Origin of the sequence: Paenibacillus sinensis (genome assembly GCF_019904155.1) — a bacterium.
Classification (GTDB): Bacteria; Bacillota; Bacilli; order Paenibacillales; family Paenibacillaceae; genus Paenibacillus_AQ; species Paenibacillus_AQ sinensis.
The window spans coordinates 1-22,616 of the sequence record NZ_JAHCMB010000113.1 but is presented as its reverse complement, the minus strand read 5'-3'; the positions used below and the strand labels follow the sequence as shown (position 1 = coordinate 22,616).

Genomic DNA, 22,616 nt, shown 5'->3' with positions numbered 1-22,616 from the left:
TTTGCATTATGGATATCGTCATTGTGGATGATCATCCCCTTGTAAGAAGAGGATTGGCTTCGGTAATTTCGATGCAGCCGGATGTGAACTTCGCGGGTGAGGCGACCAACGGAGAAGAAGCGATACGTGTGCTGGAAGAGACTCGGCCCGACCTCGTGCTGATTGACCTTAGACTTGCAGACGAATCGGGACTGGACGTAATCAAGATGGCACGCAGCCGCGGGATTGACAGCAAGTTCATCCTGCTGACCTCTTCGGCGAGCCGGGAGGATTTCCTCAAGGCGGAAGAAGTGCTCGTCGATGGCTATGTGCTGAAAGAGGCGCTGCCCGAGGAACTGCTGTTTGCCATTCAATTGGTGTATAAGGGAAGGAAATATTACGATCCCGGTCTTATGGAAGATAAGATGCGCATGAGCGGCAAGAGTCCTACCGATGAGCTGACGCCAAAAGAGAGGGAAGTGCTCATTGAGCTGGGCCAGGGTGCCTGCAATCGGGAAATTGCCTCCAGGCTCTTTATCAGCGAGTTCACGGTCAAGAAGCATGTCAGCCAAATTCTGGCGAAGCTGCAGGTTGCGGACCGTACCCAGGCTGCCTTGTACGCGAATGCTGTCGGATTGACGAAATATGAAATGTCGGTTGACTAATCGTCTGAATACCGGGGCATGGACCTAGAGTCCATGCCCTTTTTGTATGTCTGGTTACACCAAAAGCCTCACTGTGTGGGGTTATTTGGCGCGCATTAATACGAAAGCGGTTGCGGGAAATACGGACTAGAGGATATGGCACTAAAGTATACCATAGCTCCCCCTTAAGCATTAATTTCGTTTATTCGAAAGTGAAAATGAAAGTAATGGCAGGGACCATGCCTCAAAATGAGAGGATTGATAGAATTAAATTAAGTTAATGAAAATTTCAGAATTTTTCAAAATCCAACGGAAGGAGGATCGCTGTGGAAAAGACGATGCTGGATTACCTGAACCTGATCAAAAAAAGGTTATGGCTGATTGTACTCTTCGTTCTGATCTCCTGCGGCACTACCTATTATTTCAGCAAGAATTACGTGGTTCCGGTCTACGAAGCGTCCGGTCAGCTGCTGGTCAACAACGGTGCGGTGTCACCCGATGGCAACAACAACAATAACTTGACCTACAGTCTGAACTTGATCATGAGTTACAAGGAACTCATCAAATCACCGGCCATCATGAACAAGGTAGCCTCCGCACATCCGGAATTGAAGCTGACAGGGGATCAATTGGCATCCAAAGTGGCTCTCAGATCGACGGAAGGCAGCCAGATCATCAACCTCAGCGTGCAGGATACCAATTACGAGAAGGCGGCTAACATCATCAACGCCGTTTCGCAAACCTTCATTCGTACCCTGCCGGGGCTGATGCATATGGATAACGTCGCTTTCCTGACTCCGGCGGACCCTGAAGATGTCCCCGCTCCGATCGGCAGCGGCTTTATGATGAACATGGTAATCAGCTTCGTCGTATCGCTGATGGCGGCGCTCGGAATCATCCTTCTGATGGAGACCTTGAACGGCACGCTCCGCTCCGAGAAGGAAGCGGCATACGAACTGGGTCTTCCGGTGATCGGCACGATTCCCGTCATCCGCAAACGCGATCTTGGTACGGATTCCAAAGCAACGGTAGGGGAGGGCGCTTATGCTGCAATTAAGTAATACTCTGGTTGCGGACAGCAATCCGAACTCGCATGTGTCCGAATCCTTCCGCTCCCTTCGTACCTATATTAAGCAGTCCGGTCTGCTGCAGGACGGAGGCAAGTCTCTTCTCTTCACATCCGGAGAATCGGGAGAAGGGAAGACGACCGTTATGGCGAATCTGGCGGTTTCTTTCGTTCAGGACGGCAAAAAGGTAGCGGTTGTCGATTGCAATCTTCGGAAGCCTGCTCTGCATACCGTCTTCGGTGTCGAGAATTCGCCGGGCCTGGCCGATTGTCTGAGCGGACTGAAGGAGCCGGGCAAGGTGGCGGTGTATGGCAATCTTGCCAATCTCACCATCGTGACTGCCGGAAATACGGTAGGCAGCCCGCCCGACCTGCTCGGCAACAGCGTGATGGTCGAGCTTCTGGAGGAACTGAAAGCCACGCATGATCTGGTCCTGCTGGATGCGCCTCCGGCCGTTCCGTACAGCGATGCCCGCGTGCTTGCCCCGTTGACGGACGGCGTGATCATCATCGCCCGTTACGGCAAGTCCAAGCGTGAACTGCTCCGCAAGGTGAAGACCCTGATGGAACAAGCCGGGACACCCATTCTCGGTATTGCCATAAATCAAGCGAAGTAGACGTGACGCCCTTATAGACACAAAACTTAGCCGACGCTTACGAAGCGAGTTTTGTGAAGCCTATCAAGCAGTTTAGTCAAAACAAAACTTAGCCGACGCTTACGAAGCAAGTTTTGTGAAGCCCNGAAGCCTATCAAGCAGTTTAGTCAAAACAAAACTTAGCCGACGCTTACGAAGCAAGTTTTGTGAAGCCTATCAAGCAGTTTAGTCAAAACAAAACTTTTAGGAGGCCTGGATGATGAAAAAAGTGAAGAAAGTGATTATTCCCGCCGCCGGACTCGGAACCCGCTTCTTGCCTGCCACCAAAGCGATGCCTAAGGAAATGCTTCCGATCATCAACAAGCCGACTATCCAGTACATTGTTGAGGAAGCCATTGAATCCGGCATCGAGGATATCATCATCGTTACCGGTAAGGGCAAACGCGCGATTGAGGATCACTTCGACAACGCGTTTGAACTGGAGTCCCGGCTGCTTGAGGACGGCAAGCTTGAATTGCTGAAGGAAGTTCAGCGTTCCTCCAAGGTTGAAATTCACTATATCCGCCAAAAGGAACCCAAGGGCCTCGGACATGCGGTTTGGTGCGCCAGACGCTTTATCGGAGACGAACCGTTCGGCGTAATGCTGGGCGACGATATCGTAACCGGCAGCACGCCTTGCCTGAAGCAATTGATCGATCAGTATGAAGAAACCCAGAACTCGGTAATCGGCGTTCAGGAAATTCCGGACGAGTTCACGAACCGCTACGGGATTATCGATCCTGATATGCAGGAAGGCCGCCTGTACCGTGTTCAGAACTTTGTGGAGAAGCCGCCGCTCGGGTCGGCGCCGTCCAACCTGGCCATTATGGGACGCTACGTCTTTACACCGAAGATCTTCAAATACCTCGATTTGCAGGAAAAAGGAGCCGGCGGCGAAATCCAGCTGACCGACGCGATCCAGAAGCTTAACCAGAGCGAGCGGGTCTACGCCTACAACTTCGACGGAACGAGATATGATGTCGGTGAGCGCCTGGGTTACATTTTGACCACACTGGAATTCGCCCTGCAGAGCAAGGATCTTCGTTATCCCGTAATGGATGCCATGGCCGAATGGTTGAAGAAGGCGGAACAAACTACGGTCTAATCAAGGGAGCCGGTCACTGCTCGCATGGGCAATAAATCAAGGAGGAATGAGAGGGAGATGAGCATGCCAAAAATGCCGGATGACGCTGAGCCGATGCTGTCGAGCGCTTATGTGCTGCATGCCAAGGAAGAAGCGCAGGAAGCCAATTCTTACCTGCTGACCAAACGGGTAATCGACGTTCTTTTTTCCGCTCTGTGTCTCTTCTTGCTGCTGCCCCTGTTCACTGTAATCGCCGTGCTGATTAAGCTGGACGATCCGAAGGGGAAGGTCTTCTTCCGCCAGACCCGGGTCGGCAAAGACGAAAAGCCGTTTGAAATGTACAAATTCAGATCGATGATCGCCAACGCCGAGGAGCTGAAGAAGAACCTGATGGCGTATAACGAGGTCAGCGGCGCGATGTTCAAGATGAAGAATGATCCCCGCATTACGCGGGTGGGCAGATTCCTGCGCAAGACCAGCATCGATGAGCTGCCACAGCTGTGGAACGTGCTGGTCGGCAACATGAGCCTGGTGGGACCGCGTCCCCCGCTTCCGGATGAAGTGGCGCAGTATACCGAGTACGACAAGAAACGGCTGACCGTAACGCCGGGCTGCACAGGTTACTGGCAGGTCACCGGCCGGAACAGCGTCGGCTTCGAGGAAATGGTCGAGCTGGATCTCACGTACATTCAGATGCGGAGCACCAAGCTTGATTTCAAGATTATTGTGAAGACTGTCCTGATCCTGTTTGGATCGAAAAACGCTTATTAATTTCGGAAAATAGGTGATTGCCCATGTTAGAGCACGGAGACGTACCCCGGCTGTCCATCATCATCTGCACCTACAACCGCGCCGGGCTGTTATCCAAAACGCTGGATTCTCTGCTCGGGCTCGAGATGCTGGATCAGGCTGAGGTCATTCTGGTGGATAACCGGTCCACAGACAACACTGCAGCCATAGTCAAGCAGTTCATGGACAAAAACGCAGGCCTTATCAGAATGAAATATCTGCTGGAACCCGTACAGGGGTTGTCGGCAGCGCGAAATGCCGGAATCCTGGCCGCCAAAGCATCGCTGATCGCTTTTCTCGACGACGATGCGCTGCCGGTCCGGAGCTGGATTTCGACGATCGTGACTACGTTTGAGAGCAGGCCTTCCGTAATGGCCATGGGCGGCAAGGTTTCTCCGATCTTTGAGACCAAGCGGCCGAACTGGCTGATCAAGCCGTTCGAATTCCCGTACACCATCATGGATCTGGGCAACCGGATCAAAGAGTACCCGGGGAAGTATCATCCCTGCGGCGCCAATATGGCGATGAGAAGCGAAGTCTTCAATCTGAGCCTGTTCCCGCTGGAATTGGGACGCAAGGGCGATTCGCTCATTTCCGGCGAGGAGACCTGGCTGTTCGGCAAGATCCGCAAGGAAGGACAGCTTGTGCTGTACCATCCGCAGATGGCTGTCGATCATTTCGTCCCGGCCAGCCGGCTCACCGAGAGCTGGATTATGAAGCGGTACTACAGCCAAGGGCTCTCCAATGCGCTTGGCAGCAGAGGGCCGCTCGGGACCTTGATGATTTGGGGAAAGACAGGAGCCAAACTGCTGTACATCGCCGTGGATTCCATGCTCTCCGTCATATCGGGCAGCGAGGGACGGAAGCTGTTGAACAAATGCCGGCTGGAGAGTGTTCGAGGAACGCTCCACATGCTGAAGAATCGAAATCGGGAATCGGCGACGGGGTGAGTAGAAGATGATAAGCGGGCACCGGGCTTCAAAACTTTATGCTTTGCCGTACGGAATGCTGTTTCTTCTGTCGGCTTTGTTTCTCGGAATGGCGGCAATCTACATGCCGGCTCTTGCGGTATTGGCCGTCGGTCTGCTTCTGTTCGTTGTCGTCTCTCTGACCCGGCCGGATACGATCAGCTATTTTGTCATTCTGACGACGGCGGTATCCATCAACTTTCTGTATTACGGCAGCCCGTTCGGGATCGAGATTTTGTCTCTATACAAGCTGGGAATGCTGATTCTGCTTATCCCGTGCATTCTGGTGAACGGGTTGCGATTCAAGCTCAGCTATCCGTTGTGGGCCTTGGTCGCGATGACGTTCATGACGTTCAGCTTCTCCATCTGGGAGCCCCAGATGACTGCGCAGATTGCGGTCAAGGCATTCATCGGACTATCCCTGCCGTTCGTATTTCTCCTGATCAACTGGAAGAAGGAAGTGGCCCAGCGGCATATCAGGATGATCTGCCTATTGCCATCGCTTAGCCTGCTGATTGGCATTCTGCTTCAGGTGGCGCATCTTCATTCCATGATCAATGTGGAGTTCACGGGCGCGATCAGACTTCAAGGGGCGAACATTCCGCCTCACCTGGCGATGCTGGCCTTCATCGGAACGGCCATTCCATTCATTGAGCTAAGAAGTGGAACCGGGAATGTGAAGTTCTACTATACCGTGCTCGGCATCAACTTTCTGACGCTGGCCGCTACGGGTACCCGGGGTCCGCTGCTCGCGCTGGTGCCGATGCTGCTGTATTACTTCTTTGATATTTTCCGGCGCTATCTGAAAGGCAAGACACGCTATATCATTCCGATTCTGTGTTCGATTGTTGTAATCGCCGGCGGCGTGTACTCGCAATGGGATAATTTCGAGAAACGCTCATTTGAAAGACAAACCGGCGAAGGCATCGACTTATCGGGACGCTCGGAAGCCTGGGCCTTCTTCCTGGAGAAAGCTTCCGGTTCGCCGGTGGCGGGAAGAGGCATCGGCGCCGTCACAGTGGCTAACGACGGCACGTTGTATGAGGGCTTTGTGGTTCCCCACAATGAATATATCCGCTTCTATTACGACGGCGGGTATGTCGGCTCCGTACTTCTCTGGGCGGCTCTGCTTACCGTGTTCCTTCTGGTCGCCAAAGCGCTAACGCCGCCGGTAAGGAAATATTATCTGCTCTTCCTTTTAGGATTTCTGATCTATTCGTTTTCTGATAACACGCTGTCGACGGTCCAATTCATTATTCCATTCTGTTGGTACCTGAACTGCCTGTATCGTGCTTCGCAGCCAACCGATTCCCCACAAAAAGAAGTGATACGATGAATCAAGTGAACATGTTCGATGTCAATTTTAACAATTATGATTTCATGGATCTGCTGGAGTATATCGATACAACAATCCGGGAGAGAAATCATTCCTACATTCTGACCTGCAATGTGGATCATGTGATCAAGCTGCGCAAGGACAAGGAATTCAGGACAGTCTACTCGAAGGCAGGCGCAGTCGTTGCGGATGGCATGCCGCTGATCTGGGCATCCAAAATGCTGGGCAAACCGCTTAAGCAGAAGGTGTCCGGGGCCGACCTGTTCAACAGGCTCGGCAATGCGTTCCAGCAGAGGAAATACCGGCTCTTCTTCCTCGGCTCCGCCGAAGGAGTGCCGGAACGGGCGACGGCCAATCTGAAGGCGGCTTATCCGGATATCAATGTCGTGGGGTGCTATTCTCCCTCCTACGGGTTCGAGAATAACGAGGAGGAGAACAAGCGGATCATCGGCATGCTGAATGAAACCCGCCCCGATATCGTATTTGTCGGCGTGGGCGCGCCCAAGCAAGAGAAATGGATTTATCGCCATTATTTATCCTATCGCGCACCCATCTCGATCGGAGTCGGAGCAACCTTTGATTTCCTCTCGGGCTCGGTCAAACGGGCTCCGGATTTCATGCAGAGAAGCGGTCTGGAGTGGTTCTGGCGGCTTAGCCAGGAACCTGGAAGACTGTGGAAGAGGTATTTGGTGGACGACGCCCAATTCCTGCTCCTTCTGCTGAAAGAACTGCGCAAACGGGATAAGGCGAACGGACCGAGTCTTGAATAAAAGGCTTACGCCAGGAACAGGAGGTGTATGGAGCTATGACGAGCCGCTATTCGGGTCAAAGCGGGTACCCGCTGATCGGAAATATACGTACTCTGGCAACCGCCGGCATCTTCGCGGCAGGCTGTGCGATTCTTCCGCTGATGATCGGCTACGTCAGCGCCAAGCTCAGCTCGGCGAACAGTCTGCAGTTGGCTATTGTGGCGGCTCTGCTGTTCCCGGCTTTTCTGCTGGCCCTGCTCAGACCCCGGCAGCTCATAGCCTACACTCTCCTGGTATGGGCGATCGCCCCGGAGCTTCGCCGGATAGCAGACTGGAGCGTCGGCGCCTATCATTCGGTTTCGCTCCTAAGTCTGGCCCCGCTTCTAGTGGGCGCCACGGTCGCCATTCCGGTCATGCGGGAGATACATAAGCTCCAGCGTCCCTGGATGAGGCTGATTCTGCTCTTCGCGCTTCCTCTGGGCTACGCCACCCTGATCGGGCTTGCCAAGAACGGTGTCGGCTCGGTCTATGATTTGATGAATTACCTGGTTCCGCTGCTCCTGCTTCCGTATTTTGCGATAACGTCGTTTACGGAACAGGACACGGACCGGCTGCTTCGCTCATACGCCGCGGTTGCGGTACTGGTTGCCGTCTACGGAATTGTGCAGTATACGACGATGCCGCCATGGGACGCCTTCTGGATGCAGAATGCGGGCATGAACTCCATCGGTATTCCGAAACCGCTTGAGGTACGGGTCTTCTCCACACTGAACTCGCCGGGTCCAGCCGCCACCTTCCTGGTGTTCGCGCTCGTTCCGATGATTCTGGAGAAGAAATGGCGGGGCATCTTCGGCTGGGTCGGCGTCCTGCTCGTAGTGATCTGTCTGCTCACTACACTGGTCCGGGCTGCGTGGCTGATTCTGCTCGTGATGCTGCTGGCCTATATCGCTTCCTCTTCCTCGAAGGGCAAGTGGAAGACGCTGATCCAGCTTATCTTCGTCGCAATGGCGTTGTACTGGATCGTGCCGAAGCTTCCGGGAGCCGAAGTGCTGACGGCGCGGATGGAGACATTCTCCTCGATTCAGGAGGACCGCTCCTACAATGACCGGCTCAACCTGCTGGGGAATATGCTTCCCGTTATCAAGTCCAATCCGGTCGGCCAGGGTATTGGCAGTGTCGGGCAGAGCACCAAGCTGGGCAACGGAGGCGAGCTTGGAGAATACGGCATCATGGACAACGGATTTATCGCACTGATGCTGACCTTCGGGGCCCCGGGCGCACTGCTGTTTGTCCTCGCCCTGGGCGCCGTGATCAAACAGATTGTCGGAAGAGTAATGGGTCCGGTTCCGCTGAAGCCCTACGCGAGGCTGGCACTGGCGGCCTGGATGGGTGTGGTGATCGGACTCGTATCGGATAACGGCTTCTCGGGAATCAAGGCTTACCTCGTCTGGATGCTGATCGGCATCGGACTGGGAGTGAGAGAAATGCGGGGGATGCAGCGGAAGCCCGAAGGCACAGCGGCTTCCTCCGAAGCTGCGGCCTGCCGCTACACGGCTCCGCAGCCCGGTCCCGATGGTTAGAGCTACAGGCGGCCGGAAGACGATGATGAATTCCTATATGTAGAGATCGACAATGGATGGGAACGGTTAGAAGAAGGAGGAGACCAGCATGTATTCATTGACTAGCGAGCTTGCCGGTTCAATCCGCGGCCTGGCGCCGGTATTCCGAACCGCCGAAGAGATCAAGGCCGAAGCGGGGAATGAAGAAGATGAGCACTATTCCCCGGATCATGTGCGAATTCATGGTCGGCTTCAAGTCCTGCGATTGCTGCGGGAAACACAAGCCAGCCGGATGAACCAAGAGAGGGAGAAAGGAGGAAGAAGCAATGCCTACTAACGGCGGACTGAACATTATGGCGACGGGCCTGAGCTGGCCTTCTGTACAGCCCGGAGGGCTCAATACGTATTTTAAATCCGTCTGCGAGCAGCTTTCTTCCCGGAACCGGGTACACGCCTTGATCTGCAGCGACGATCAGCCGGATACTCCCGACAATCTCATTATTCACAATGCAGGCGATCCCAAGCAGTCAATCTGGAAGCGAAAAGACGCTTTTCAGCGTAAAGCGGCGGAACTGATGGACCGCGGTGAAATCGATATTCTGTACTCCCATTTCGCTCCGTACGGCGTAGGACCTGCCATCGAAGCGAAGAAGCGCGGCATTCCCGTCGTTACGACCTTTCACGGCCCCTGGAACGAGGAGATGAAAATCGAGGGACAGGGGATCAAGCATCAGGTCAAGACGGCGATCGCCAAGTCGATTGAGCGCAAGGCTTACCGGCTGGCGGATACGTTCATCGTCCTCAGCGAAACCTTCCGCAATATTCTCCATTCCCTTCATGGCATCCCGCTCCATAAGATCATCGTCATTCCGGGAGCGGCCAATGTCGACCGCTTTACACCGGCAAGCAACCTGCTTGCGGTGCGGCGGATGCTGAATCTCCCGGAGGGAGCGACCACGGTCCTTACGGTCCGCAGGCTCGTGAACCGGATGGGACTCCTCCAGCTACTTGAAGCATGGCGTACAGTATCGGAACAGTTCCCGAACTCCATTCTCCTGATCGGCGGCAAAGGACCGCTTCGCGGCGAGCTGGAAGCACGAATTGCCGATTACGGATTATCGAACAAAGTCCGGCTGCTCGGTTACATTCCCGATCACCAGCTGGCCTCTTATTATCAGGCGGCGGATCTGTTCGTCGTTCCTTCCCAGGCGCTTGAAGGCTTCGGCCTCATCACCGCCGAAGCGTTGTCGAGTGGCCTTCCGGTCATGGCGACACCGATCGGCGGCAATAAAGAAATACTGCAGAATTTCCGTCCCGAGCTGCTCTTTAACGGCCCAACGGCCGAGGATATGGCTGAAGGCATATCCCGGACACTCGGGAACCGAAGGCTTCTTCCTTCCCGGGAGGAATGCAGAGAGCATGCGCTTCAGAAGTATACGTGGCAGCATGTGGGCAATCAGGTGGAGACGGTATTCAAAGAGGCAATGGGGAAAGGAGAGACAATCAATGCTGAGAGTGGCGTATATCGATCACACGGCTAGATGGAGCGGCGGTGAAGTCGCCCTGTTCAACATTCTGACCCATATTGGAGATCAGGTGAATCCGCTGGTGATTTTGGCTGAGGAGGGCGCGCTGGCAGATCGGCTGCGCGAGAAGGGAATCGACGTCCGCATTGTGCCGCTGGATGACAGCATCCGCAACCGCGGACGCAACACCGTCAACCTGGGTGCTCCGGCAGCGGCGCTGAAGCTGCTGTCTTACGGGCGCAAGCTGGCGCCGATCCTGAAAGAGGAGCATGTAGCCTGCGTTCACACCAATTCCCTGAAATCGGCGCTGTACGGCACCATTGCTGCCAAGTCAGCGGGTGTTCCGCTGATCTGGCATATTCGCGACCACATCGGCGCGCCTTATCTGAAGCCGGTTGTCGCGAAAGGCATCCGGCTTATGTCGCGTTATATTCCGAGCGGCGTAATCGCCAATTCGAAATCAACACTCAACGCGCTTGAACTGCCCCGTTCCAAGAAGACGCTCGTTGTCTACTCCGCCTTCGCCAAGGCGATCGCCGCCTCGGCCGTCCGCAAGGAGCAGAAGGATTTCAACGTGCTGCTGGTCGGCCGGCTGGCCGAATGGAAGGGCCAGCATATTTTGCTGGAAGCGGCCAAAATGCTGAAGAGCAACAGCCGCATCAAGTTCTGGCTGGCGGGCGACGCACTCTTCGGCGAAGACGAGTACAAGAAGCGGCTCGTATCCACGATCGACCGCGAAGGATTGTCCAATGTCAGCCTCCTCGGACATGTTGAGGACATTCAGGGGCTGATGCAGCAGGCGGATTTGCTGGTGCATACCTCCATAACACCGGAGCCCTTCGGCCAGGTTATTGTGGAAGGCATGGCTGCGGGACTTCCGGTCATCGCCTCGAACGAAGGCGGACCTGTCGAGATCGTCGTTCAGAATGAGACCGGACTGCTCATCCAGCCGGGCGACTCCGCTGTTCTGGCCCAAGCCATTAGCTGGATGCTGGAGCACCCGGAGGAAAGAGAAATGATGGCGGAGGCGGGAATCAAACGGGTCAAGGAGCATTTTGTAATCGAGAACACGGTGAAAGATATCGTAGTTTACTATAAAGGCCTGCTGGCAGGCGCCTAAGCGAACTGGCGAAACCAATTGCTCCATCAAACATTGAGGATGATTCACATGAAAATTGCGATAGCGCATGATTACTTAATCCAAATGGGCGGGGCGGAGAGGGTGGTGGAGGTCTTTCACCAGATGTATCCCGAAGCTCCGATCTTCACGACGGTATTTAACGGAAGCCGCCTGACCGAGAATCTCAAGGATGCGGACATCCGGGCCTCCTGGCTGCAGAAAGTTCCGGGAGTGAAGGCTAACTTCAAAGGGGTGCTGCCGCTATATCCCATGGCTATTCGCGATCTGGATTTCCGCGGTTTCGATATCGTCTTGAGCTCCAGCAGCGCGTTTATGAAGAGCATTCAGGTTCCCAAGCGCACCTTTCATCTCTGCTACTGCCATACTCCGATGAGGTTCGCCTGGGATTACGACACCTATATGGAACGGCAGTCCAACTCCGGTCTGTTCAAAAGGGTGCTGAAGCTCTACATGCAGCAGCTCAAGATGTGGGACCAGCGGACTTCCAAAAATGTGAATCAGTTCGTGGCCAACTCTTCGGTCGTCAAGAACCGCATCCGGAATTATTATCACCGGGACGCCGACGTGATTTTCCCGCCGATCAATACGGCCCGCTTCACCAGCTCCAGCTCGATTGGCGATTATTACCTGATCGTCTCGCGGCTGGTGTCCTACAAGCGGATCGATCTGGCGGTGGAAGCCTTCAACCGCAACGGGCTGAAGCTGCTGATTGTTGGCGACGGTCCCGACCGCAAGCGTCTGGAAGGCATGGCGAAGAGCAATGTGCAGTTTCTCGGCAGGCTGGATGATGAACAGGTTACGGGGCTCATGGCCCAGTGCCGCGCTTATATTTTTCCTGGCGAAGAAGATTTCGGCATCACCCCGCTTGAAGCAAACGCCGCAGGAAGACCGGTCATCGCTTATCAGGCGGGTGGAGCACTGGACACAATCGTGCCGTATGTCAACGGTGTCTTCTTCAAAAGGCAGGAGGTTGACGACCTGCTAAGGGCAATCGCCGAGGTGGAGTCCTACGCGTGGGACATCGGCAAAATCGTGAAGCACGCGCAGAAATTCGATGAACAGAACTTTATCGTTCAGTTCAAACAATATGTCGAGCAGGCATATGTCAACTTTTTAAAAGGAGGATGATGGTATGAATCTGGCGGTAATCGGCACCGGCTATGTCGGCCTCGTATCCGGCGTATGCTTTACACTTGGGGGTAATCATGTCATCTGTGTCGACAAGGATGAAGAGAAGATAGCCAAACTGAGCCAGATGAAATCGCCCATCTATGAACCGGGCATTGAGGCGCTGATCGAACTGAATCTGAAAGAGGGACGACTGTCGTTCTCTTCCGATCTTCAGGAGTCGGTGCGCCGCTCGGATATCGTCATCCTCGCCGTGGGCACACCGTCCCTCCCGAACGGCGAAGCAAATCTTCAGTACATCGAGAACGCAGCCGCTGAAATCGGCCGGTCCATGGAAGGCTACAAGGTTATAATGACGAAATCGACGGTGCCGGTCGGCACGAACGAGAAGATCCGGCAGATTATTGCCGCGAATACCGGATATCCGTTCGATATCGTGTCCGCTCCCGAGTTCCTGCGCGAAGGCTCCGCCATTCAGGATACGCTCCATCCGGACCGGATCATCATCGGTCTTGACAACCCGGTTCTGGAGCCGATGATGCGGGAGCTGCATAAGGGCTTCACCGAAAACATTGTCGTAACGGATATCCGCAGCGCCGAGATGATCAAGTATGCGTCCAACGCTTTCCTGGCGACCAAAATCTCGTTCATTAATGAAATTGCGAATATTTGCGAAAAGGTTGGCGCGGATGTGACAGAGGTGGCGGAAGGCATGGGCCTGGACCGGAGAATCGGTTCTTCCTTCCTTCAAGCGGGGATTGGGTATGGAGGCTCCTGCTTCCCGAAAGACACCAAGGCGCTGATTCAAATCGCCGGTAACGTCGATTATGAATTCAAGCTGTTGAAATCCGTGGTTGAGGTTAATCAGGGCCAGCGTTTCATGATCCTCTCGAAGCTCCACGAATCGATCGGCAGCCTTCAGGGCACGTCCATCGGAATTTGGGGCCTTGCGTTTAAGCCGAATACCGATGATGTCCGGGAATCGCCGGCGCGGGAAATCGTCGAAGCGCTCGTGAACGAGGGAGCGATTGTGAAGGTATATGATCCGATCGCTGCGGATAATTTCCGGAAGGATTACGATCACCCTAATATTCACTGGTGCGCCGTACCGGAAGAAGCGGCTATGGGCAGCGATGCCCTGTGTCTGCTGACCGACTGGAGCATTTTCAAAGACATCAATCTCCATCTCGTGTCCGCGGGCATGCGCAAGCCGATACTGATCGATGGGCGCAATGTCTTCTCCAAAGAGCAAATCGAAGGAACCGGCCTGGAATATTTCTCGGTTGGACGTCCCCGGATGGGCGGATTAAGCGGATTTTCACCAAGCGTGGCGGGCGCGGTCTAAGCGCTGACGGCAGTCCTAAATTGACCATTTTGAGGGAGGTTGCTTGTTATGAAACTGGTACTCTTGTCTGGCGGTTCGGGAAAACGTCTCTGGCCTTTGTCCAATGATTCCCGCTCGAAGCAGTTCTTGAAGGTGCTGGAAGGTCCGTCGGGCGAATCGGAATCCATGGTTCAGCGGGTATGGCGGCAGCTTGGCGAAGCCGGTCTTGCCGATTCCTCTTATCTGGCGACGGGCCGCGGACAGGTGGAGATGATCCAGAGCCAGCTCGGCGGCAGCGTGAATATCATCGTGGAGCCGGAGCGGCGCGATACCTTCCCGGCCATCGCACTGACGGCGGTCTACCTCTATTCGGTGGAAGGCGTGCTCCCTAACGAGACGGTCGCCATTCTGCCGGTTGATCCTTATGTGGAAGGCACTTTCTTTGATGCCGTGGCACAGCTGGAGAATGTGCTGGACGAAACCGGAGCGAATCTGGCGCTGATCGGGGTTGTGCCAGAGCTTGCGTCGGAGAAATACGGCTATATCATTCCGGACGGGGAAGCGTCCAAGGGTGGAGCAAGGCAGGTTAAAGGCTTCCAGGAGAAGCCGGACCGCAGCCGCGCCGAACAGCTCATCGCCCAGGGAGCGTTGTGGAATTGCGGCGTCTTCGCCTTCAAGCTGGGCTACCTGCTGGATATTCTCCAGCAGAAGGGACTTCCGCTGTCTTATGACGACATGCTGAAGCAGTATAAGCTGCTCTCCTCCATCAGCTTCGATTACGAGGTCGTGGAGCGCGAAGAGAATATCGTCGTTCATTCGTATGACGGCTTCTGGAAAGACCTGGGAACCTGGAATACGCTCACCGAGGAGATGGCGACCAACAAGCTTGGACGCGGTTTGCTGACTGAGGACGCTTCGTCAAGCTGCCTGGTCAACGAACTGGATATTCCGATCACGGTGATTGGAGCCCGGGACATTATCGTTGCAGCCAGCCCCGATGGCATTCTGGTTACAACAAAATCGGAAAGTCCGCGCATCAAGGAAGTGCTGAAAGGCACGGAGCAGCGGCCGATGTACGAAGAGCGTCGCTGGGGGCATTATCGCGTTATCGATTACGTGAAATACGAAGAGGGCAACGAGGCGCTGACCAAGCGGATTTATATCGCGGAAGGCAAGAACATCAGCTACCAGTATCACCTGAAGCGCTGCGAAATCTGGACGTTCATCAGCGGGGAAGCAAGCATTATTCTTAATGAGAAAAAGCATAATGTGAAAGCCGGCGACGTGGTACGCATTCCGGCCGGCACGAAACACAGCATCCTGGCGCTGACCGATGTGGAGTTTATCGAGGTTCAGACCGGCTCCGAGCTGGTGGAAGAGGATAACATCCGGATTACGCTGGACTGGAAAGACATTGAGCTGCAGCAGTTTATTTCATAAAAGTGAATCCGCCTTGAGGCGGATGAGCTTCTTGTACAAAAGTAATGTATTACCCAAAATTCAAAGATTTTAAACAGGTCTTTCGACTTATTTCCTGCTCTTTCACGCAATAAGCCTTTAATAACAACGGAATAGCGTCGATATGTACGGTAGAAGGTTAATCCTTCCAATACGACAAAGGCAAACCTATCGCGAGGTAGGGACGCAAAGCCAAGGGCCTCTCTGAGGCAGCCTGGTTACCGAAAGGAAGATGAAATTGAAAACCAACCGCACGTATCGGCTGTTCTGCATGCTGTTGTCCTTTAGCCTGATTTTGACGTTTGTCCCAGAACTTGGCGGACGCAATCTATCCACGGCCTCGGCGGCATCCGCGGCCCGGGTTCCGGTCAACCCGGATGCTTCGCCCCAGGCGGTCAAACTGCTGAATTATCTATACTCGATCTCCGGCAAGGGCATCATTACCGGTCAGCACGACTACTTCGAAAGCCCGGATGAATTCAGCAACAAGCTTCAGGCAACAAGCGGCAAATATGCGGCTCTCCATGGTTATGAGATGGGCGCGATCGGCGGCCAGAGCGACTCGGCTGTAGCGGCTCAGCGTAAGAATATCGTATGGAGCGCAACGAACTGGTATAAAGCGGGTGGAATCGTCGCCATGACGTTCCACGAGAATCTGCCCGGTACGACTTATGAATGGGGTAATGTTCAGAAGAGCATCTCCCAGACGGAATTCAATAAATATGTGACGCCCGGAACTTCGCAGTACAACAGTCTGATCGCGGAGCTTGACAAGGTAGCCGTATCGCTGAAGTCTCTGCGGGATGCGGGAGTTCCCATCCTGTGGCGCCCCTATCATGAAATGAACGGCGGCTGGTTCTGGTGGGGACAGAAGTCCAACTTTGCTGCTCTTTGGAATATTATGTATGACCGGTTCACGAACTATCACAAGCTGAACAACCTGCTGTGGGTATGGAGCCCGAATGCTCCCGGCCAATGGTCCGATCCTTATGAAAACACGTATCCGGGCGCCGATAAAGTGGATGTTCTCGCCGCGGATATCTATAGTAATGATTATAAGCAAAGCCATTATGACAGCCTGCTCAGCCTTGCGGCAGGCAAGCCGATCGCGATTGGCGAGAACGGCGAGATGCCCGATCCGTCGAAGGTTCTCCAGACACAGAATAAATGGGTCTTTATGATGAACTGGGGCAAAATGCTCTATGAAAACAACAGCACGTCTACCATTAAGAACTTTATGAACAGCAGTCTTACGCTGACCCGGGATGACGTGATATCCGGGATGGAGGCGGTGACTGCAACGCCTACACCGACACCAACGCCGACGCCGACGCCATCACCAAGTCCGACGCCAACGCCGACACCATCGCCAAGTCCGACGCCAACACCGACACCGGTGAGTGATATTCCCGTTACCGTTCCGGTCCCTCCTCTTGAGGAGAATGGTTCCGAGCCGGGGTCAGGAATAGCCGTCAACGGTCTGACCGGCGAGTATTTCAACAATCTTCAGCTTAGCGGAACACCGGCCCTTGTACAGAATGCCTCCCAGGTCAATTTCAACTGGGGAGCGGGATCGCCTGGAGCCGGAGTGAATACCGACGGTTTCGCGGTACGCTGGAGCGGAAAGATCAAGCCGCAATATAGTGAGAATTACTCTTTCTATACAATATCGGATGATGGCATCCGCGTGATGATTAACGGGGTATGGGTAATTTACAGCTGGGCCAATCAGAGCGGGATCGAGCGAAAAGGCAGAATCGACCTGGAAGCCGGCAAGCTGTATGATATTAAAATCGAATATTACGATAACACGGGAAATGCCAATGCCCGCCTGATGTGGGAGAGCCCGAGCCAAGCCAAGGAGACGGTGCCCGAATCCGCATTCTTTCTTCCGGGAACGCTGACAACTTCTGCATCTTCAACTAGCCCAACACCGACACCGACGCCGGCAGCAACACCTACACCGACACCGACGCCAACACCGGAGCCTACTCCAACGCCGACGCCGGCAGCAACACCGACGGCAGCACCAACACCGACGGCAGCACCAACACCGGAGCCAACTCCGGTACTGATCCAAACGCCGGTCCTGAATCTTTCTGACGGCCAGACTTCGGGTTCTACCGAGTCGAATGCCGGCAAGCCCGTTAGCGGACTGCTGGGCGAATATTTCAACAATATCCAATTTAGCGGAACACCTGCCCTTGTACAGAATGCCTCCCAGGTCAATTTCAATTGGGGGACGGGATCGCCCGGAACAGGAGTGAATACCGACGGTTTCGCGGTGCGCTGGAGCGGAAAGATCAAGCCGCAATATAGTGAGAATTACTCTTTCTACACAACATCCGATGACGGCATCCGCGTGATGATCAACGGGGTGTGGGTAATCTACAGCTGGGCCAATCAGAGCGGGATCGAGCGAAAAGGCAGAATCGACCTGGAAGCCGGCAAGCTGTATGATATTAAAGTCGAATATTACGATAATACGGGAAGCGCCAATGCCCGCTTGATGTGGGAGAGCCCGAGCCAAGCCAAGGAGACGGTGCCCGAATCCGCATTCTTCCTTCCCGATTCGCTCTAAATATACTGCTGTCCGGCACACTTGCACGGCAGCCGATACTTCAACCTAATAACGAACCTTGTTCATTCGAGCCTTGCCGGGCCCTGCTTGTTCTATAGCAGGGCCTCTGAACTATCAACCACCGTTGATGGGACAGACCGGGAATATGAAAGGAACCTTCCGGCGGCAGATATGCCAAGAAAGGAAGATTACATTGAACATTCCCCGCAAGTATCGATTTATCGCTGCCGTGCTGTGTCTGATGCTGCTTGTTACCTTGCGTCCCTGGAATTCCGGCACCAGTCTGGAAGAGACGGTTACAAGGGAAATGGATTCACTTCAATCTGCACCTTCATCCGGCGTTACAACCGGTACGCTTACAAGAACTGCGCAATCCCCGGTTAATCCGAACGCGACCAAGGAAGCGCGGGAGCTGCTTCAGTATTTGTATGACCAGAGCGGCAAAGGACTTATCTCGGGCCAGCATGATTATCTGGAAGCTCCGGACGATCAAATGAACAAGCTGAAGAAGCTTACAGGCCAATATGCCATCCTCCACGGATATGAACTCGGCCCCATAAGCGGCCAGGATGCAGACACGATCGACAAGCAGCGCCGGGGTGTTATCCAGAGCGCTATTAATTGGTATAAAGGCGGCGGAATCGTCGCCATGACGTTCCATGAATATCTTCCCGGAACTTCTCCCGACTGGTTCAATGTCTCCAAATGGATTAGCCAGGATGAGTTCAACGCCTATGTTACACCCGGAACTGACAAGTACAATCAACTTATAGCAGATCTGGACCAGGTGGCGGTATATTTAAAAATGCTGCAGGATGCCGGCGTCCCCGTGCTGTGGCGGCCGTACCACGAAATGAACGGCGGCTGGTTCTGGTGGGGACAAAAAAATAATTTTTCGGCGCTGTGGGATATCATGTATGAGCGTTTTGTGGGTAAACATAAATTAAATAACTTGATATGGGTATGGAATCCCAATGCGCCGAATAGCAATTCGGGGCCTTATGAGGATTACTACCCGGGAGCAGGTAAAGTTGATATCCTGGCAGCCGACATCTATAACAACGATTATCAGCAATCCTATTATGATAAGCTGCTCAAGCTCGCAAATGGCAAGCCGATTGCCATTGGTGAAAACGGCGAACTGCCAGACCCGCAGCAGCTGGCCAAGACGCAGAGTCAATGGGTCTACGTGATGACCTGGGGGAAGATGCTCACCGAGAACAACAGCACGCAGAAGATCAGCAGCTTCATGAAATCGGGCTATACGCTTTCGAGAGAGGACTTTATCAAGTCCAAGCAAAATAGCGGGAGCAGCGCCGGCAAGAGCAGTAACAGCAGTAACAGCAGTAACAGCGGTGGGAGCAATGGCAGCATAAACGGTCTCAAAGGCGAGTACTTCAACAATCGTTTCCTGGAAGGAGAGCCTGTCTACACCCGGACAGACGGCACGATCAATTTTGCCTGGAAGACAGAATCTCCGGTTAAAGAACTGCCGGCTGACTATTTCTCAGTTCAATGGACAGGACGCATTAAAGCTCCGGCAACGGGGACCTACACATTCAAGCTGGTGGCCGATGACGGCGTGCGCTTGTGGATCGACGGCAAGCCGATTATCAAGAATTGGGTTCTGCAGAACGACATTGCCCGGACGGGTACCGTGAAGCTCAAGGGAAACACGTATCATGCCATTCGGGTCGAATACTTCGAGAGCAAAGGAAAAGCTAATATCAAGCTGCTATGGACAGTTCCGGGCAAGCAGGAGGAAGTAATTCCCCGGCAGGCACTGTTTCTCCCTGAGTAGCGGGCTCCTTATCGAACCGGGCTCCAGACTTCCTATTGAAAGTGAGGACAGGGAATGAGAGAACCGAGACCAACACGACCTTTATCTGAACTTCTCAAGTTTTCAGGACTAATCATCTTATTTCTGCTGTCCGTGTCTTTTCTGGGAAAGAATGAAGCAACAGATAACGAAACCAGTTCCGCGGCCAAAGATAGTGCCTTTGACGTTCCCGAAGCCAATGTAATCTGGAAACTGGGCACACAGGATGATTCGGCGGGAGAATTCTCCACCAAGACATCTACGTCCGCCAAGCAGTCGCTCAGCCTGAACGCGAAGACACTTGGCGCATCGCAGCTGAAGCAGCTGCCCTCGGGCCTCAACGGCAAGCTCAACCCCGAACTGACAATCACCTATAATCTGAGCAAAATCCCGCAGAACGGGGTCCTCTTCACGGTTCGCATCCTGGATGCCAACCAGTCGGTTCCCCAAATGGCGGTCTTCTCCAACCGCGAGCTGTCGGGCATCATTCAGATTGCGGGTGTAGGAGGGACGGGAGTCGAGTATCCGTTCAGGAAGACCTATGAGCTGTACATTCCGAAGGAACAGCTGAAGACCGGGGAGAATACCCTCAGGCTGCTGGCGGCCCGTTCCGAATATGCCTCGAGCGAAGAGGATCAGTATACCCGGTGGACCTGGGACGACCTTAGTCTGGCCTCCCTGAGCTCGCCGATCAGCGAGCCCATTCATGGCAATTACGTAAATACAGGAACGATGCTTGCCAACAAGCAGTTTTATTATGATACAGGCGCCACCGCCCATCTGCCATACATAATGAAATGGCTTGGAGTGGCATACAGCGGCAATATTATGCGTACAGGCGGCCCCAGCAATGTCGGCAATTCCAATTCGGATATGGAGAACTACTACAAGACACTTGCGGAGTACAACATGCAGGCCGTTGCGCTGTATCTGTACACCGGCGACATCAAGCTGAACCCGGATGGCAGCCTTCCGGACAGCGCCAAGAAGAAGCTTACCGATTACTTCAAGAAGTACGGTTCCTACATCCAATATGCCGAGGTTGACAACGAGCCGGGGCTGTTCAACCGCTCCAAGGCCGTTAATCTGGCGGTAGCCAAATGGCTGAACACGGAAGGCAAGAAGATCGCCCCGCATCTTCTGACCGTTGCCCCGGGCTGGGCCTATGCGGCTGAATACAAAATCCGCCGCTGCGGGAACCAGACGGGAACTGTCCAGCAGTGCGGGAGCCCGGACGGCTGGGAGCGCGATCCCGCCCAGCGGCTTGAACTGGAGAACATCACGGATCTGACTAACGGCCATTCGTACGGCGGATCATTTGCCGCCAAAGACGGAGGAAGCTTCACCGAGAATTTGAAGACTTTCCGCGGAGCTGAAGACGGACTGCCCAAGAAAATGCTGGTGACTGAGTTCGGCACCTCGGATGCGCATACGGATGATTGGCATTATGGGGCTAAGGAGTCGACCGCTGCCATTTTTGACCGGATCATGAGAGCTCATATCGGGTATGCGGATATGTTCGTGCAGCATGCCGCCTTCTTTTACAATTACAGTCTGTTTCAATTTAAGGACATCAATCTGAGAACCCATGATCCGGCTAAGACGGAGATTTATTATACAAAAGAGAACGAGGATTCACGGGTAAGTATTATGCGCCGGTTGAGCACGGCCTATGCCACGCATGGAGCGCCGCTCACCTATAACCTGCTTAATAAAGACGAACTGGCTGATAAATTGGTCTATATCCGTCCGGTGGACACCTCCAAGCTGGAGCCTCTGCCCGGATCAGGAGCGACCTCAAACAAGGTGCTGGTTAATCTCGTGAATTTCGAGAACACGACGCAGAAGGTCAGTGTGAAGGTGACGATGCCGAAGCAGACGGTATACGAAGGAGAACGCTTTGGCAACGGGGACACGTATGAGGAAGCCCGCAGCTACGTCACCGGCCTCAAGGCATCGCCTGAGCTGACCTTTACCGAGACGCTTGCACCTGGCGAAGCGGTCCAATATATTCTTCAGCCCTCCACGGAGGTAGGCGACAAGGCGCCGGACAGTCTGACCGCGACTGCGATCAGAGGAACCGCTGTACGCTTGAACTGGCATGAAGCCCCCGGCACAAGCTATGATGTGCTGCGGGCGGAGGGACAGGGGGAACTGAAGACCATCGAGTCCGGTCTGGAAGCGACGAGCTTCATTGACCGGGCTGTTAAGGAGGGGGTTGTATACCGGTACGCGGTCCGGATTACCGGGAAGAAAGCGCTGTCTAAGGAGGCCCAGATTACCGCTACCGGGCTTGTGCCGCTGGACCGGACCGGCTGGACGATCTCAAGCAACATGACGAATAATTCTTCGAATCCCTGGGCTGCCATCGACAGCGAGCTGAGCTCACGCTGGGACACGGGCAAGAACATGACCTCAGGCGAGAGCCTTCAGGTCGACATGGGAACGGAGCACAGCATTGAGGCGGTATTGCTCGACAGCTCCCGGTCGGAATACGATTATCCCAGAGGGGTAGCCATTTATGTATCGGCAGACGGGAAGAACTGGAATCTGGTCTTTACCGGAAAAGGCAAAAAAGATCAGTATCTGTACTCCTTCTCCAAGGTGAAGGCGCGTTATGTAAGAGTGGTGCAGACCGGGTCCGGCGGAAATTACTGGTCTGTTCACGACCTTGAAATCTATTCGAGGGATTAGCCCACGGCATGAAGAACGGTCAATTCAAGAGGCACAGCCGGAAAGAACCCCCGCTTCGGCAATGTCATTAAGATAAGGCACAGGCCCAAAAATGAAGAAAAAGAGCAGGTCATCGTACAGATGGCTCGCTCTTTTT

The 22,616-nt window shown here is 54.1% G+C and carries 18 protein-coding genes and 1 riboswitch; all 18 genes read left to right on the top strand.

Translation table 11 applies throughout. The features are described 5' to 3' along the window. The first annotated feature begins 8 nt into the window (after positions 1-8). The 18 genes from KIH86_RS10970 (at position 9) to KIH86_RS10885 (ending at position 22,480) form a co-directional block, all read left to right on the top strand. Positions 9-644 (top strand): response regulator, encoded by a 636-nt coding sequence (locus KIH86_RS10970; RefSeq protein WP_223081124.1) that lies wholly within the window; start codon positions 9-11, stop codon positions 642-644. 305 nt (positions 645-949) lie between these two features. Beyond that, entirely contained in the window at positions 950-1,684 is a 735-nt protein-coding gene (locus KIH86_RS10965; RefSeq protein WP_223081125.1) for a YveK family protein, read from the top strand. Then, positions 1,668-2,306 (top strand): CpsD/CapB family tyrosine-protein kinase, encoded by a 639-nt coding sequence (locus KIH86_RS10960; RefSeq protein ID WP_223081126.1) that lies wholly within the window; start codon positions 1,668-1,670, stop codon positions 2,304-2,306. The genes KIH86_RS10965 and KIH86_RS10960 overlap by 17 nt, the downstream gene beginning before the upstream one ends. 238 nt (positions 2,307-2,544) lie before the next feature. After that, the gene (galU, locus tag KIH86_RS10955; RefSeq protein WP_223081127.1) at positions 2,545-3,429 is read left to right on the top strand and encodes a UTP--glucose-1-phosphate uridylyltransferase GalU; all 885 of its coding nucleotides are present in this window, start codon (positions 2,545-2,547) and stop codon (positions 3,427-3,429) included. Positions 3,430-3,486: 57 nt separating this feature from the next. Next, positions 3,487-4,179: a sugar transferase gene (locus KIH86_RS10950; protein WP_223081128.1), complete on the top strand. Its 693-nt coding sequence runs from the start codon at positions 3,487-3,489 to the stop codon at positions 4,177-4,179. Positions 4,180-4,202: 23 nt separating this feature from the next. Beyond that, positions 4,203-5,147, top strand: coding sequence for a glycosyltransferase (locus tag KIH86_RS10945; protein ID WP_223081129.1), 945 nt, complete (start codon positions 4,203-4,205; stop codon positions 5,145-5,147). Between the two features lie 88 nt (positions 5,148-5,235). After that, on the top strand, positions 5,236-6,501 hold the full coding sequence (locus tag KIH86_RS10940; protein WP_235775359.1) for an O-antigen ligase family protein: 1,266 nt from the start codon (positions 5,236-5,238) through the stop codon (positions 6,499-6,501). Next, the gene (locus tag KIH86_RS10935; protein ID WP_223081131.1) at positions 6,498-7,271 is read left to right on the top strand and encodes a WecB/TagA/CpsF family glycosyltransferase; all 774 of its coding nucleotides are present in this window, start codon (positions 6,498-6,500) and stop codon (positions 7,269-7,271) included. The genes KIH86_RS10940 and KIH86_RS10935 overlap by 4 nt, the downstream gene beginning before the upstream one ends. Before the next feature lie 35 nt (positions 7,272-7,306). Continuing rightward, the gene (locus KIH86_RS10930; protein WP_223081132.1) at positions 7,307-8,830 is read left to right on the top strand and encodes an O-antigen ligase family protein; all 1,524 of its coding nucleotides are present in this window, start codon (positions 7,307-7,309) and stop codon (positions 8,828-8,830) included. An 88-nt stretch (positions 8,831-8,918) separates the two neighbouring features. Beyond that, positions 8,919-9,146: a hypothetical protein gene (locus KIH86_RS10925; RefSeq protein WP_223081133.1), complete on the top strand. Its 228-nt coding sequence runs from the start codon at positions 8,919-8,921 to the stop codon at positions 9,144-9,146. Continuing rightward, the gene (locus KIH86_RS10920; RefSeq protein WP_223081134.1) at positions 9,136-10,350 is read left to right on the top strand and encodes a glycosyltransferase family 4 protein; all 1,215 of its coding nucleotides are present in this window, start codon (positions 9,136-9,138) and stop codon (positions 10,348-10,350) included. The genes KIH86_RS10925 and KIH86_RS10920 overlap by 11 nt, the downstream gene beginning before the upstream one ends. Further along, the gene (locus KIH86_RS10915) at positions 10,316-11,455 is read left to right on the top strand and encodes a glycosyltransferase family 4 protein (protein ID WP_223081135.1); all 1,140 of its coding nucleotides are present in this window, start codon (positions 10,316-10,318) and stop codon (positions 11,453-11,455) included. Before KIH86_RS10920 ends, KIH86_RS10915 begins: the two co-directional genes overlap by 35 nt. A gap of 48 nt (positions 11,456-11,503) precedes the next feature. Then, positions 11,504-12,604 (top strand): glycosyltransferase, encoded by a 1,101-nt coding sequence (locus tag KIH86_RS10910; protein WP_223081136.1) that lies wholly within the window; start codon positions 11,504-11,506, stop codon positions 12,602-12,604. Between the two features lie 4 nt (positions 12,605-12,608). Next, positions 12,609-13,949 (top strand): UDP-glucose dehydrogenase family protein, encoded by a 1,341-nt coding sequence (locus KIH86_RS10905; RefSeq protein WP_223081137.1) that lies wholly within the window; start codon positions 12,609-12,611, stop codon positions 13,947-13,949. Between the two features lie 48 nt (positions 13,950-13,997). After that, on the top strand, positions 13,998-15,368 hold the full coding sequence (locus KIH86_RS10900; RefSeq protein WP_223081138.1) for a sugar phosphate nucleotidyltransferase: 1,371 nt from the start codon (positions 13,998-14,000) through the stop codon (positions 15,366-15,368). Positions 15,369-15,537: 169 nt separating this feature from the next. After that, positions 15,538-15,612: riboswitch (cyclic di-GMP riboswitch) on the top strand. 6 nt (positions 15,613-15,618) lie between these two features. Then, positions 15,619-17,967 carry a glycosyl hydrolase gene (locus tag KIH86_RS10895; protein WP_223081139.1) on the top strand — a complete coding sequence of 783 codons (2,349 nt, stop codon included), beginning with the start codon at positions 15,619-15,621 and terminating at the stop codon, positions 17,965-17,967. A gap of 193 nt (positions 17,968-18,160) precedes the next feature. Further along, positions 18,161-19,768, top strand: a complete 1,608-nt coding sequence (locus KIH86_RS10890; protein WP_235775358.1) for a glycosyl hydrolase — start codon at positions 18,161-18,163, stop codon at positions 19,766-19,768. 132 nt (positions 19,769-19,900) lie between these two features. Beyond that, positions 19,901-22,480 (top strand): discoidin domain-containing protein, encoded by a 2,580-nt coding sequence (locus KIH86_RS10885; RefSeq protein WP_235775357.1) that lies wholly within the window; start codon positions 19,901-19,903, stop codon positions 22,478-22,480. Positions 22,481-22,616 lie beyond the last annotated feature (136 nt).

Coding starts and splice junctions, on each gene's coding strand:
- KIH86_RS10940 (WP_235775359.1), top strand. CDS start 5,236: ATGGCGGCAATCTACATGCCGGCTCTTGCGGTATTGGCCGTCGGTCTG.
- KIH86_RS10915 (WP_223081135.1), top strand. CDS start 10,316: ATGCTGAGAGTGGCGTATATCGATCACACGGCTAGATGGAGCGGCGGT.
- KIH86_RS10950 (WP_223081128.1), top strand. CDS start 3,487: ATGAGCATGCCAAAAATGCCGGATGACGCTGAGCCGATGCTGTCGAGC.
- KIH86_RS10935 (WP_223081131.1), top strand. CDS start 6,498: ATGAATCAAGTGAACATGTTCGATGTCAATTTTAACAATTATGATTTC.
- KIH86_RS10895 (WP_223081139.1), top strand. CDS start 15,619: ATGAAATTGAAAACCAACCGCACGTATCGGCTGTTCTGCATGCTGTTG.
- KIH86_RS10920 (WP_223081134.1), top strand. CDS start 9,136: ATGCCTACTAACGGCGGACTGAACATTATGGCGACGGGCCTGAGCTGG.
- KIH86_RS10925 (WP_223081133.1), top strand. CDS start 8,919: ATGTATTCATTGACTAGCGAGCTTGCCGGTTCAATCCGCGGCCTGGCG.
- KIH86_RS10945 (WP_223081129.1), top strand. CDS start 4,203: ATGTTAGAGCACGGAGACGTACCCCGGCTGTCCATCATCATCTGCACC.
- KIH86_RS10970 (WP_223081124.1), top strand. CDS start 9: ATGGATATCGTCATTGTGGATGATCATCCCCTTGTAAGAAGAGGATTG.
- KIH86_RS10900 (WP_223081138.1), top strand. CDS start 13,998: ATGAAACTGGTACTCTTGTCTGGCGGTTCGGGAAAACGTCTCTGGCCT.
- KIH86_RS10930 (WP_223081132.1), top strand. CDS start 7,307: ATGACGAGCCGCTATTCGGGTCAAAGCGGGTACCCGCTGATCGGAAAT.
- KIH86_RS10960 (WP_223081126.1), top strand. CDS start 1,668: ATGCTGCAATTAAGTAATACTCTGGTTGCGGACAGCAATCCGAACTCG.
- KIH86_RS10910 (WP_223081136.1), top strand. CDS start 11,504: ATGAAAATTGCGATAGCGCATGATTACTTAATCCAAATGGGCGGGGCG.
- KIH86_RS10905 (WP_223081137.1), top strand. CDS start 12,609: ATGAATCTGGCGGTAATCGGCACCGGCTATGTCGGCCTCGTATCCGGC.
- galU (WP_223081127.1), top strand. CDS start 2,545: ATGAAAAAAGTGAAGAAAGTGATTATTCCCGCCGCCGGACTCGGAACC.